Raw genomic sequence first — 13447 nt, forward strand, 5'->3', positions numbered from 1 at the left:
GAACCTGTATGTCGGCGGCTCGCTGCCGGAGGGCCTGCCGCGCTACAGTTGCAGCTCGTCGGAGCCTTCGTAGGCGATGTCGATGGATTGCAGCTCCTTCTGCAGGCGATGCTTGTCTTTGAGTGCCTCAATCTCGCGCCATTTACGTTTCTTGCCCGTAGTCCCGCGGCTACGTGGACCCAGCTCAACGACCTCGTCAAAATCGAAGTTGAATATGTCCATGACTCCCTCCTTGGTTTTATGGTTTTCACCACCCGTATAACACGATGCACTTGAAAATAAAACGTTTTTGTGACGAGGTTGTGACAATTGGGGAGGGGGCATAAAAAAACCGGGCTTCCCTCACGGGAGCCCGGTTTTTATCGGGGTCGGCAGCCTGTCAGAGACTGCCGGTCAGCGTATCGCCAGATGCCTTCGTTTAGAGGCGACTGGCCAGCATGGTTTCCAGCTTGCCCTGATCGACGGCGAACATGCGGATGCCTTCGGCCAGCTTCTCGACCGCCATGGCGTCCTGGTTCAGCTCCCAGCGGAACTCGGCTTCGCTCATCGGGGCCGGTTTGGCCTTGCGCTCGCCGGTGTAGTTCAGCTTGCGCACCACGGCGCCTTCGCTCTTGCTCAGCTCTTCCAGCAGGGCAGGGCCAATGGTCAGGCGATCGCAACCGGCCAGCTCCAGGATCTCGCCGGTGTTGCGGAAGCTCGCCCCCATCACCACTGTCTGATAGTCGTGCTGCTTGTAGTAGTCGTAGATGGCGGTAACGGAGACCACGCCCGGATCTTCGCTCGCGCTGTAGTCACGGTTGTGCTTGGCCTTGTACCAGTCGAGGATGCGGCCCACGAAGGGGGAGATCAGGAAGGCGCCGGCCTCGGCACAGGCGCGGGCCTGGGCGAAGGAGAACAGCAGGGTCAGGTTGCACTGAATGCCTTCTTTCTCCAGCACCTCGGCGGCACGGATCCCTTCCCAGGTGGAGGCCAGCTTGATCAGGATGCGATCGTTGGTGATGCCGGCTTCGTTGTAGAGACGGATCAGCTTGCGCGCCTTGGCGATGCTGGCGTCGGTATCGAAGGAGAGACGGGCATCCACCTCGGTGGAGATGCGGCCCGGAACGATTTTCAGCACTTCCAGACCGATGTTGACCGCCAGCTTGTCGCCGGCGTCGATGATTTGCTGTGCCTTGTCCTGGCTCTGGGCCTTGGCCCAGCTGATGGCGTCGTCGATCAGCGCCGCGTATTCGGGGATCTCGGATGCCTTCAACACCAGGGAAGGGTTGGTGGTGGCATCGATGGGCTGGTAGCGCTTGATGGCTTCGATGTCACCGGTATCGGCAACAACGGTGGTCAGGGCTTTCAGCTGGGTTAATTTATCGGCCATAGCAAATATCATCTCTTTATGAGGGAGCAATCCCAAGGGTTGCGGGCGTGAGAGGACAGTTCTGAAATAAAATTACAAGATCCCGGCGACTCAGGCTCAGAAAATCAGGATGGGAGCGGCCCATCACCATTGCCTGCCTAATTAATACGGATGTGGTGCATCCTGCAATAGGGGGGCTTGTATACGAATCATCCAGCCCTCGGCGGCAACGGGCGGAAGAGGGTAAAAGTATTTGATAAAGAAAGACTTTTATTGATTACTTGCGATCCGGCTCCGGCCTGAATAAAAGCAACTTTTTTAGTTGATTCTCCATTGTGTGCGATGGGTCACATAAATAGTCTCGTCAGCTACTTGAAATTTTATTACGTGTAAAACGTTTTGCGTCCTGAGCCTCGTGGCTGGCGAAATCCGAAGCAAACGCTTGTCTCCGTGCCCACTCCTTTTTCGCCTTCTTCACCACGGTGATAAAAACCCAAAATGGTTTTCTATTGAATCTTATTTGTCAATTGATTGATAATTCATCAACTTTTGTTGAAACTTTGCGTGCTAAATGAAGATTAATTGCATCAAATCGCTCGTTTTTTGTCTCTTCGGCAAGGTTAGTCACTATTATGAGCCCCCTCGCTATGCTAGATTTCGCCCCTTTAGCGCATTGCTAATTCGGAAACGGACAGAGAGCGGCCAGCGCAGACTGGCCATGGATGTGATAACAACGAGAGAATTATGGACACCTTGATCGCAATGATTAACGACCTGATGTGGGGAGCTGTGCTCATTTACCTGCTGATTGGGGTCGGTATCTTTTTCACCTTCCGCCTGGGGTTTATCCAGGTCCGCCACTTCGGCCACATGTTCTCGGTATTGCGCAATAGCCGCAAATCCGACAAGGCCGGCATCTCCTCCTTCCAGGCCCTGTGCACCAGTCTGGCTGCCCGGGTCGGCACCGGCAACCTGGCCGGTGTGGCCGTCGCCATCTACCTCGGTGGCCCTGGCGCCATCTTCTGGATGTGGCTGATCGCCTTCATCGGCATGGCCACCGCCTTCGTGGAAAGCACCCTGGCCCAGCTCTACAAGGTCAAGGACGAGGACGGCAACTACCGAGGCGGCCCGGCCTATTACATGGAGCGCGGTCTCGGCATGCGCTGGATGGGGGTGGTGTTCTCCCTCTGTCTGCTGCTGGCCTTCGGTCTGGTGTTCAACGCGGTACAGGCCAACTCCATCAGCCTGGCCATGAAAGTTGCCTTCGGCATCCCCGACTGGGCCAGCGGCCTGGCGCTGGTGACCCTCTCCGGCCTCATCATCTTCGGCGGTATTCGCGGCATCGCCCGTTTCGCCGAGGTGGTGGTGCCCTTCATGGCGCTGGCCTACATCCTGATGGCGCTGTTCGTGGTCGCCATGAACATCAGCGAGTTGCCAGGGGTGTTCACTCTGATCATCAAGTCCGCCTTCGGTATCGAGCAGGCGGGTTCCGGTGCCATGGGTTACGCCATCTCCCAGGCGATGATCAACGGCATCAAGCGCGGTCTGTTCTCCAACGAGGCGGGCATGGGCTCGGCGCCGAACGCCGCCGCTACTGCCACACCCTATCCGCCGCACCCGGCCTCCCAGGGCTATGTGCAGATGCTGGGGGTGTTTCTGGATACCATCGTCATCTGCAGCTGTACCGCCGCCATTATCCTGATGTCCGGCCAGTTTGAAACGGGCTCAGGGGTGACCGGGGTCGAGTTGACTCAGCGTGCGCTCTCCTCCCAGATCGGTGGTGGTGGCAACATCTTCATCGCGGCGGCGATCTTCTTCTTCGCCTTCACCTCCATCGTCGCGAACTACTCCTACGCCGAGACCAACCTGGTGTTCCTGGAACACAACCACAAAGGCGGTCTGATGCTGTTCCGTATGTTCGTGCTGGGCATGGTGATGTTCGGTTCTGTGGGCGAGCTGCCTACCGTGTGGGCGCTGGCGGATGTCTCCATGGGGATGATGGCCATCGTCAACCTGGTGGCCATGCTGCTGCTCTCCGGCGTCGCCATCAAGCTGGCCAAGGATTACAACGACCAGCTCAAGCTGGGCCGGGTACCCACCTTCGATGCCAACAAGTACCCCGAGCTGCGCAGTCAGCTCGAAGAGGGGATCTGGGACAACCCGCCCAAGAGCAAGCAGGCGTAAGCGCCGCGCTCGACGAGTGGATAGGCCAAGAGGGGAACCGCAGGTTCCCCTCTCTCATTGGTGGGGTGGGGACGCGGCAAGCGGTGGGACTTCACCTGGACTTCACACAGCCTCATCGCCAGCACATGGAGACGGGCTATGCTGGCGTCACTTCTTCGTCGCGAGTGCGGCAATCCAGACAGACAAGAGGATAAAACGATGCAACAACGACAGGGAATGAACTGGTTGGCGATGACGACGCTGCTGTGGGCCGGCCTGACGCAAGCCGGCAGCGAGCCCGCGGGGCTGCGCCAACTGGTGGATGAGACCATCAAGCCGGTGATGGCACAGCATCGGATCCCGGGGATGGCGGTCGCCCTGCTCAAGGATGGTGAGGCTCACTATTTCCACTACGGCCTGGCCAATCGGGAAACGGGTGCCAAGGTCGATGATCAGACCCTGTTCGAGATAGGCTCGGTCAGCAAGACCCTGACCGCCACGCTCGGGGCCTATGCCGTGGCCGAGGGGCATCTTGGCCTCGGTGACAGGGTGAGTCAGCACTATCCCGCCCTCAAGGGCAGCGCCTTTGACCAGGTCACCATGGGGCAGCTCGCCACCTACAGCGCCGGTGGCTTGCCGCTGCAGTTCCCGGATGAGGTGGATAGCGCCGACAAGATGCAGGCTTACTACCGCACGTGGTCACCCGCCTATCCGGCCGGTACCCATCGCCAGTATTCGAATCCGAGTATTGGCCTGTTCGGCCATCTGGCGGCGCGCAGCCGGGGGGAGTCTTTCGAACAGATGATGGAGCAGACCCTGCTGCCCAAGCTCGGCCTGCAACACACATACCTCAGCGTGCCTGCGAGCGCCATGGGCCAATATGCCTACGGCTATGACAAGAGTGACAAGCCCATCAGGGTCAACCCCGGCATGCTGGCCGCCGAGGCGTACGGCATCAAAACCTCTGCGCCGGATCTGCTCGCCTTTGTCGAGGCAAATATGGTCGAGGCGAATATGACCACACCAAAGGATGCGAAGCTTGCGGCGGCGATCGCGCTGACCCACACCGGCGCCTATTCGGTGGGGCCTATGACCCAGGGGCTGGGCTGGGAGATGTATGAGTATCCCACCCCTCTCGCGACCCTGCTGAGCGGCAACAGCACCGACATGGCGCTCAACCCCCAGAAGGTGACTCCCCTGAGCAACCCTGCCCCGGCCAAGGCCAGCACCCTGTTTAACAAGACGGGCTCGACCAATGGCTTCGGGGCTTATGTCCTCTTCGTGCCAGCCAGGGGGATCGGCATCGTCATGCTGGCCAATCGCAACTATCCCAATGCGGCCCGCATCGAGGCTGCACACCGGATACTGCAGCAGTTGGATCGTTGATACAGGCCTGAGCCGTGTTGCTAAGCTGTCAGCCAGTATCGTTGATGAGGTGAAGGGGGGAGCCATTGGCTCCCCTTTTTGTTGGTGCCGAGCGCTCGTGGTCTCTCCGCAATCCGCCGCGATGAGGGTCAGTTTCCAGAATGGAATGTGCCGATCGCCTTCTGTTCACTAGGGCGGCGCTGGCCCGGCCAATATAGTGCTCCCGTCAGCAGACCTCATCTTTGCTGCGCAATGGCCGTCCAGGCCATTGCGACTGCGTCAGCCCGCCACGGAGTATCCATGCGAACCTTTCTGCTCTGCAGTTTTCTGATGATCATCCTCTATCCGGTCGGGGTCGATCTCTATCTGGTCGCCATCCCCCAGATAGCCAGCAGCCTGAGGGCCAGCGAGGCCCAGATCCACACCGCGTTTTCCCTTTACCTGTTTGGCATGGCGGCCACCGTGCTGCTGGGGGGACTGATCGCCGATCGTCACGGCCGTCGCCCCGTGGTATTGGGTGGCGCCCTGATCTTCGCCATCGCGTCGCTGGCGGCGGCCGATGCCGGCCAGATAAACCAGTTCTATCTGGGCCGTTTTGGCCAGGGGATCGGAGCCGGTGCACTCTACATCATGACCTTTGCCGTGTTGCGGGATGTGCTGAGCCAGGAGCGGCTGGCGATGGCGTTATCGATGATCAATGGGGTCATCTGCGTGATCCCGGTGCTGGCGCCGGTGATCGGTTATCTCATTCTCTCCCGCTATCATTGGCAGGGGATCTTCATCACCATGGCACTGATTGCGACCTGCAGCGGCCTGGTCAACCTGCTGTTGCTCGAGGAGACGTGCCCACCCGCCAGCGGGCAGCGGCTCTCCTTCGCCTTGTTGGGTTCCCGCCGGTTCATGTTGCTTTCCCTGCAGACCAGCGCCAGCGTCACCGCCATCCTGGTCTATGTCAGCGTGTCGCCCCTGATCCTGATGCAAGAGCTTGGCTTCAGCGCCGAGCACTACTCCCTCTGCATGATGGTGATGGCGGCCGTCAGCATGATCACGTCGTTCCTGACACCGCTGCTGCTGCGCCGCCATGGCAAGCAACGGGTACTGGCCGGTGCCCACCTGGCCTATCTGCTGGCGGCGCTGGCGTTGCTCGGGGCCTGGCAAGGGGGAGGGAACATGCCGCTGCTGATGCTGGGGTTCGCTCTGGTGTGCATCGGTTTCTCCTGTGGCTTCGGGGTGGCGATGGGGGCGGTGCTGGACGGTTGCCAGCATAACGTCGCCTTTGCCAGTGCGCTGCTCTGCATCATGCAGATCAGTCTCTCCGGCCTCTTCATCTGGATGGCGGGCTGGCTCGGGGTCAAGCCGGTGGTGATGCTGCTCTGTGCGCTGCTGTTGACCCTGCTCAGTTACCTGGCCACCAGGAGGCTGTTACCATGGCCGACTGCTCGAGTAGTCGAGTCCAAGTGAACCGGGGAAGAGAGTCATGCGTCGTCTGAGTGAACTCGATCTGAATCTGCTGGTGGTCTTCAAGCACCTGATGCAGACGCGCAGCGTGGCGGGGGCGGCGCAGAAGCTGTGCGTCACCCCCTCGACGGTGAGCAAGGCGCTGGCCAAGTTGCGGGACTGGTTTGACGACCCACTGTTCATCAGGGTCCGGCAGGGATTGCAGCCCACCCAGCTTTCCCTGACCCTGGAGGAGGAGCTCAAGGCCTGGTTCCAGCTGACCGACAGCATCGTTGCCCTCAACAGCGAGGCCATCCCCGATGGCGCCCGTTTCAACCTGGTACTGGAGTCCCCCTTCTACATCAGCTTCCTGAGCGAGCTGCCCATGACGATCTACCAGAAGTACCCCCATTCCGTGGTCAAGGTGCTGGATTGGGATCACCACTCCCTCAACGACATCGTCAATGGTGATGCGGATCTTGGTTTCTGTGCCCGGGAGACCCATGGCCGCTCGCGGGCCAAGGTGAACCGGCTACCCTATTACCTCGACCATGAGGTGCTCTTCACCGATAGGCCCGTGGTCTTCCTGCGGCGGGATCATCCCTTGCTCGCCCAGCGCTGGTCGCTGGACAATTTTCTGGCCTGCCCCCAGGTCAGCATGGTGTGGGAGGCCAGTGACAGTTGGGCGCTCGACAGCCTGCTGGAAGATGAGGGGCTGTGTCGGCAGGTGCCCATCATGGTCGCCAGCTTCGAGCAGGCGCTGCACATCGCCTCCCAGACCAGTCATGAGCTGATTGCGGTCGCGCCCTCCTATTGCGCCGATTATGCCGCCAGGCACCATGCCAACCTGATCGCCATGCCATTGCCGCTGACCGAGGCGCTCTACCAACAACTGGAGATCGCTTTCATCTTGCTGTGGCATAAACGCCATAACCACGATGCCAAGGTGATGTGGCTGCGCAATGAGATCAGAAGGCTCTATGGCGAGGCATCGATGGGGACATATCGGGCGGAGCATCAGCCATGACGACGGGCGTTCGTCAGGTGTAGTGGCCGGGAAGGGGCAGGCCGGGGGCCTTGAGCAAAGCGGGGGGAGTCGAGGCCAGAGGATAGCTGGCCTCGTGCGGCATCAGCCGTATTGTTCTTCCATCCAAGCTTCGACGATGAGCTGAGCCGAGACCCCGTCCACGCTGCCCTTGTCCAGCGCCCTGTAGCCGCCGCGCTCGAACAGCCGGGCGCGGGCATCCGTGGTGGTGAGCCGCTCATCCTTGAACTCCACCGGCTTGCCGAAGCGGCCGTGCAGGCGGTTGCCAAACTTGCGGGCCCGCACCGTGATCTCCTGATCGGTGCCGTCCATGTTGAGCGGCAGGCCCACCACCAGCAGATCCGGCTGCCACTCCTTGAGCAGCTTCTCTATCTCGTCCCAGTTGGGGATGCCGTCGTTGGCCTTGAGGGAACGAAGGGGACTGGCCGTGCCGGTGAGCTCCTGACCGATGGCGACGCCGATACTCTTGGTGCCGTAGTCAAAGCCCATGATGCTGCGTGATGACATGAAAGTCCTTGAAACTGGGATACATGAAAAGGAGCCCTGACTTCCCTTTGCCACTGGGGACAAAGGGAAATGCAAGACGACTTGGGGTCTTAGCTATGCCCCACCTGGCTGGAGAGATGCAGGGGGTTGACGCCGATACTGGCGGCGGCCTGCTGCCAGCGCTGATGGATAGGTGTGTCGAATACCAGCTTGGCATTGGGCGGGATCACCAGCCAGGCGCCGTCCACCAGCTCCTGCTCGAGCTGACCCGCGCTCCAGCCTGCGTAGCCGAGCGCCACCAGCCAGTGACTCGGCGCCTCATCGGTGCCGAGCGTCTCCAGGATGTCCTTGGAGGTGGTGACCATCATCTCGTCGCTCACCTGCAGGGTGGAGTTGAAGCCGGGGCGGAAGCTGTGCAGCACAAAACCGCGATCCCCGTGGACGGGTCCGCCTTGCAGCACAGGCTGCTTCATCTCGGCCGTGTCGGGCGGGCTCAGGTTGAGCTTGGTCAGCATCTCATCCAGCGCCATGTCGACCGGGATATTGACCACCAACCCCATGGCGCCCTCGCTGCTGTGTTCACACAGATAGACCAGGGAGCGTTCGAAGTAGGCGTCAGAGAGGCTCGGCATGGCGAGCAGAAAATGGTTTTGCAGTGTTTGCATAGTGGCCAAATAGTGCAAAGGTGTTTGGGGTGATTATGGCAGTAAGGGGCGGCGGGCAAAACCGCTTTTTGCGGCCGTGGCACGAAGTTGGGTACTGATCCGCAAAGGGAATAGCGGGGGCCGCGAGGGCCCCCGATGGGAATGACTTGCCCTGCCGAGGCTCCACTGAGACGTCCATCAGCATGCCGGTTTCGGCAAATGGAACGACAGTTGGAGTACCCTGCATCATTAACGTCCCAGACGGCGTTCGATGGCGTCCATCAGCATGCCGGTGATGGAGACGTCAAAAGCCGCCTCGATCTCGCGGATGCAGGTCGGGCTGGTGACGTTAATCTCGGTCAGCCGATCGCCGATGATGTCGAGCCCGACGAAGATCAGGCCCTTGGCCTTGAGGGTCGGCCCGACCGCACGGGCGATGGCCCAGTCCGCCTCGCTCAAGGGACGCGCCTCGCCGCGGCCGCCGGCCGCCAGGTTGCCACGGGTCTCTCCCTGGGCCGGAATGCGGGCCAGGCAGTAGGGAACCGGCTCGCCGTCCACCACCAGCACCCGCTTGTCGCCATCCTTGATGGCGGGCAGGAAGGTCTGGGCCATGCAGTACTGGCTGCCGTGGGCAGTGAGGGTCTCGATGATGACCCCCACGTTGGCGTCATCTTCCTTCATGCGGAAGATGGAGGCGCCGCCCATGCCGTCCAGCGGCTTCAAGATCACGTCTTTGTGCTCGGCGTGGAAGGCCCGCAGCTTGTCGGCGCGACGAGTGACCAGCGTGGTCGGGGTGTGCTCGGCAAACCAGGCGGTGTAGAGCTTCTCGTTGGCGTCGCGCAGGCTTTGGGGCTTGTTGACGATGAGGCAGCCCTCATCCTCGGCCCGCTCCAGCATGTAGGTGGCGTAGATGAATTCGGTGTCGAACGGCGGATCCTTGCGCATCAGGATCACGTCCAGGGTGGAGAGCGGCTGATCGACAACCTCACCCAGTTCGAACCAGTTGGCATGGTCGTACTTCACCTTGAGCGGGCGCATGGTGCCAAAGGCGCGGCCCGCCTCCATGTAGAGATCCGACATCTCCAGGTAGAAGAGCTCATAGCCGCGCTGTTGCGCCTCTTCGAGCATGGCGAAGCTGGAGTCCTTCTTGATGTTGATGGCCGAGATGGGGTCCATCACTATGCCGAGTTTGATGGTCATCCGAGATTCCTTCTTGTGGCTCGATTGGGTGTTGAGATTATCAGAACCTGTTCAAGGTCTGTCGCGAGAGGTCGTCAGCAAGGTAAAGAGCAGCGCAGGAACCGGAGTGTGTAAGCACACATGAGGATTCCGAGCAGCACATGAGCCTTGATCACGACCTCGCAGCAAGATATTGAGCAGGTTTTAGGCCAGATCGCCAAAGCGGCACTGCAACGCCGAGATGGCGGTCAGGGCGGCGGTTTCGGTGCGCAGCACTCGCGGCCCCAGCAGCATTTCCTTGAATTCTTCCTGCACAGTACGGGCGATCTCGTCGCTGGACAAGCCGCCTTCCGGGCCAATCAGCAGACGTACCCCGTGCTCGGGCACCGGCAGGGTGTTGATGCTGTAGGGCGCGCGGGGATGCAGGTTGAGCTTGAGCTCCTGGGTCTCTTCCGCCAGCCAGGCGTCCAGCTCCATCGGCATGCGCACCTCTGGCACCACATTGCGGCCGCACTGCTCGCAGGCGCTGATCACCACCTTCTGCCACTGCTCGCGCTTCTTCTCCAGCCGATCCGCCGGCAGCTTGACGCCGCAGCGCTCGGAGAACAGGGGGGTGATGCAGGTGACGCCGAGCTCCACGGATTTCTGGATGGTGAAATCCATCTTGTCGCCGCGGCTGATCACCTGGCCCAGGTGGATGGCCAGCGGCGACTCGACGGATTGTTCGTCGCAACCGTCGATCCGCACCTCCACCGACTTCTTGCCGACGCTGACAATGGTGGCGGGATACTGGTTGCCGTCGCCGTTGAACAGCTCGAGGGGCTGACCCGGCTGCATGCGCAGCACCCGGCCGATGTGGTTGGCACCGTCTTCCGACAGGGCGAGAGTCTGGCCAACCTGCAGGGGGGCCGGTTCATAGATACGTGGAGTGCGCATGCGTTATATCTGTCTCTTGAATGACGATTAAGCGGTTAAATATGATGCCAGGGTGCCGTTTAATAGCTTATGCACTGCGTAAAATCGTTATTTATTGGTATTAAATAGGGATTTGACGCAGTCGATGAGCCCGCTGGCAGCCTGTCGTGTCGAGATAGCACCGCTTCTCATATGGGAGGGATCTGTTATCCCTCCCTGTCAAATGGGGTCATTGACACTGCTTTTCAATAAAGGGGTTGGTATTGCCCTGCAGCTTGCCGATGCGACGATTGCGCTCGCACTCCCAGCGATCCGCCGGGTATTGCCTGTCCCAGGCCTCGAACAGTTTACGCTGTTGCGCAGCCAGACGCAGCCCATACTGCTCCCCCATGTAGAGGTAGGCGCGGGCTATCTGGCCGCGCACCGGCCCCTTGGGCGGCTGTACTCGCTGCTCCTTGAAGTCCACCAGCATCTGGCACTTGCCGTACTGATCCGGCTTGCCGTTCCAGTCGGAGAAACGGTAGTTGGCGCGATCGCCGTTCACCTCGCCGATGGCGGGGAAGAGGTTGTGCATGTCCCCCTCCATCTTGTTGAACTCGTCGCTCTTGCCGCAGTTCTTGCGGCCCCCCTCCTGCCAACACTGCAACTGGTGGCCGAACTCCCAGGCAGGCACCACGTGCTCCCACTCGATGCGGGCGGCGCGGGCGGCCTGCTTGCGCGGCAGATAGCCGCAGCTCTCCCAGTCCGGCGCCATCTTCTTGCCGCTGAACTTGATGTTGCAGCCGCAGTAGAAGCTGGTGGGGTGGCTCTGATAGAGCTTGACCAGATCCTGCTTGGCGGCGCGGAAGGTCTGGGCCTGAAGTGGCGAGCTGAGAAGCGGCAGGCTGATGAGCAGGCCGAGGCCAAGAGAGAGCAGGGAGCGAGACATGAAGATCCTTGAAAATGAGAGATAAAACGACGCGATTGCGCACCCTAATACAGGGGCGCGACACGGGTTGACTCAATCCGCTGGCGAGCCCGGCTGCAACACCAATGGCTGGCGACAGCGGCGGCAGTGGTAGCGGGCCTCGCCGCGCAGCACCTTGTTGTGACGGCGGACGGAGAGCCGATGCTGCTGGCAGGCGCACGCATAGGCATGGGTGCGCTGGCCGAGCACCGCGAGATCGAAGCTGTGGGTGGTGCGGGGCTCGAGGTTGAATACCTCCCGCATCACCGACTGCCACTGGCGGCCGTGGGGCAGCACCCGGCTCTTGCCACGGCCTTCCCCCCAGAGCGCATGGACCAGCAGGTGGGCCACCTCGTGGGGCACCACCTCGTCCATAAACGCCTGCTGGTTGGCCTCATAGAGCGCCGGGTTGAAGCGCAGCTCCCAGGTCTGCAGCCGCGCCGATCCCGCCGCCCGGCCACGCATGTTCAAGTGAATTTGCGGGCGCGGGAAGGGGCGGCCGAGGCGAGCCTCTGCCTGCAAGAAGCAGGCGTCGACCCGCGCGGCGAGCAGGGCATCGGGGGAGGGGAGGGCAGACATGGGCAATCCTGTCGGTCGGCGGATAAGCAAAAGGGGAGCCAGGCTCCCCTTTTATCACAGGCTCGTGGCCGGGCGAAACTTACAGACCGGCGACGTCCCGCAGCAGAGCGGCCTTGTCGGTCTTCTCCCAGGGGAACTCTTCGCGACCGAAGTGACCGTAGGCGGCGGTGGCCTGGTAGATCGGGCGCTTGAGGTCCAGCATCTCGATGAGGCCGTAGGGGCGCAGCTCGAAGTGCTCGCGTACCAGCTTGACCAGCAGCTCCTCGGCGACCTTGCCGGTGCCGAAGGTCTCGACGCTGATGGAGGTCGGCTCGGCCACGCCGATGGCGTAGGAAACCTGCACTTCACAGCGATCCGCCAGGCCCGCGGCGACGATGTTCTTGGCCACGTAGCGGGCGGCGTAGGCGGCGGAGCGATCCACCTTGGACGGATCCTTGCCGGAGAAGGCGCCACCACCGTGACGGGCCATGCCGCCGTAGGTATCGACGATGATCTTGCGACCGGTCAGACCGCAGTCACCCATGGGGCCGCCGATGACGAAACGGCCGGTCGGGTTGATGAAGAACTTGGTGTCCCTGGTGATCCACTCGGTCGGCAGCACCGGCTTGATGATCTCCTCGCGCACCGCTTCCACCAGATCTTTGTGACTGATGGAGTCGCAATGCTGGGTGGAGAGCACCACGGCATCCACACCCAGGATCTTGCCCGCGTCGTCGTAGGCGAAGGTCAGCTGGCTCTTGGCATCCGGGCGCAGCCACGGCAGGGTGCCGTTCTTGCGCACTTCGGCCTGGCGTTTCACCAGCAGGTGGGAGTAGGTGATGGGGGCCGGCATCAGCACGTCGGTTTCGTTGGTGGCGTAGCCGAACATCAGGCCCTGGTCACCGGCGCCTTGCTCGTACGGATCGGTACGGTCAACACCCTGGTTGATGTCGGGGGACTGCTTGCCGATGGCGTTCAGCACGGCGCAGGAGTCGGCGTCGAAGCCCATGTCGGAGTGGGTGTAACCGATCTCGCGCACGGTATCGCGCACGATCTGCTCGATGTCGACCCAGGCAGAGGTGGTTACTTCACCGGCGACCATCACCATACCGGTCTTGACCAGGGTCTCGCAGGCGACGCGAGCCTTGGTGTCTTGCACCAGGATGGCGTCCAGCACCGCATCGGAGATCTGGTCGGCGATTTTATCGGGATGGCCTTCGGAGACCGACTCGGAAGTAAACAACTTTGCCATGATAGGTTCTCGATTCGTTGGGGTTATCGCCTCGGCCATAACCGGAAAATGACAGGATGACTGTAGAGGTATCTACATCTGGACGTCTATTTTAATTAGGCCATAGGGT

Annotated in this window: 13 protein-coding genes; 4 read left to right on the forward strand and 9 right to left on the reverse strand. The window is 61.0% G+C overall.

Annotation, left to right across the window (positions count from 1 at the left end; genetic code table 11):
• Positions 1–42 precede the first annotated feature (42 nt).
• Positions 43–222, reverse strand: a complete 180-nt coding sequence (locus LG30_RS0112610; RefSeq protein ID WP_033131050.1) for a DUF3545 family protein — start codon at positions 220–222, stop codon at positions 43–45.
• 196 nt (positions 223–418) lie between these two features.
• Entirely contained in the window at positions 419–1369 is a 951-nt protein-coding gene (tal, locus tag LG30_RS0112615) for a transaldolase (RefSeq protein WP_033131051.1), read from the reverse strand.
• 723 nt (positions 1370–2092) lie between these two features.
• Here tal and LG30_RS0112620 point away from each other — a divergent pair.
• From LG30_RS0112620 to yidZ, 4 genes are all read left to right on the forward strand, one after another.
• Positions 2093–3532, forward strand: coding sequence for an alanine/glycine:cation symporter family protein (locus LG30_RS0112620; RefSeq protein WP_033131052.1), 1440 nt, complete (start codon positions 2093–2095; stop codon positions 3530–3532).
• Positions 3533–3730: 198 nt separating this feature from the next.
• Positions 3731–4897, forward strand: coding sequence for a class C beta-lactamase (ampC, locus tag LG30_RS0112625; RefSeq protein WP_033131053.1), 1167 nt, complete (start codon positions 3731–3733; stop codon positions 4895–4897).
• 279 nt (positions 4898–5176) lie between these two features.
• The gene (locus LG30_RS0112630) at positions 5177–6337 is read left to right on the forward strand and encodes an MdtL family multidrug efflux MFS transporter (RefSeq protein ID WP_033131054.1); all 1161 of its coding nucleotides are present in this window, start codon (positions 5177–5179) and stop codon (positions 6335–6337) included.
• 16 nt (positions 6338–6353) lie between these two features.
• On the forward strand, positions 6354–7340 hold the full coding sequence (gene yidZ / locus LG30_RS0112635) for an HTH-type transcriptional regulator YidZ (protein ID WP_033131055.1): 987 nt from the start codon (positions 6354–6356) through the stop codon (positions 7338–7340).
• 102 nt (positions 7341–7442) lie between these two features.
• Here the strand turns inward: yidZ and ruvX are convergent, their stop codons facing one another.
• The 7 genes from ruvX to metK form a co-directional block, all read right to left on the reverse strand.
• Positions 7443–7865 (reverse strand): Holliday junction resolvase RuvX, encoded by a 423-nt coding sequence (gene ruvX, locus LG30_RS0112640; protein WP_033131056.1) that lies wholly within the window; start codon positions 7863–7865, stop codon positions 7443–7445.
• A gap of 89 nt (positions 7866–7954) precedes the next feature.
• Positions 7955–8509, reverse strand: a complete 555-nt coding sequence (locus tag LG30_RS0112645; RefSeq protein WP_033131057.1) for a YqgE/AlgH family protein — start codon at positions 8507–8509, stop codon at positions 7955–7957.
• 228 nt (positions 8510–8737) lie between these two features.
• Positions 8738–9688, reverse strand: a complete 951-nt coding sequence (gene gshB / locus LG30_RS0112650; RefSeq protein WP_033131058.1) for a glutathione synthase — start codon at positions 9686–9688, stop codon at positions 8738–8740.
• Between the two features lie 183 nt (positions 9689–9871).
• Positions 9872–10603: a 16S rRNA (uracil(1498)-N(3))-methyltransferase gene (gene rsmE / locus LG30_RS0112655; RefSeq protein ID WP_033131059.1), complete on the reverse strand. Its 732-nt coding sequence runs from the start codon at positions 10601–10603 to the stop codon at positions 9872–9874.
• A gap of 208 nt (positions 10604–10811) precedes the next feature.
• Entirely contained in the window at positions 10812–11510 is a 699-nt protein-coding gene (locus LG30_RS0112660) for an endonuclease (protein ID WP_033131060.1), read from the reverse strand.
• 72 nt (positions 11511–11582) lie between these two features.
• Positions 11583–12107: a SprT family zinc-dependent metalloprotease gene (locus LG30_RS0112665; protein WP_033131061.1), complete on the reverse strand. Its 525-nt coding sequence runs from the start codon at positions 12105–12107 to the stop codon at positions 11583–11585.
• Between the two features lie 79 nt (positions 12108–12186).
• Positions 12187–13338: a methionine adenosyltransferase gene (gene metK, locus LG30_RS0112670; protein ID WP_033131062.1), complete on the reverse strand. Its 1152-nt coding sequence runs from the start codon at positions 13336–13338 to the stop codon at positions 12187–12189.
• Positions 13339–13447 lie beyond the last annotated feature (109 nt).

It is taken from the genome of Aeromonas aquatica, assembly GCF_000764655.1.
In the GTDB taxonomy this organism is placed as follows: Bacteria; Pseudomonadota; Gammaproteobacteria; order Enterobacterales; family Aeromonadaceae; genus Aeromonas; species Aeromonas aquatica.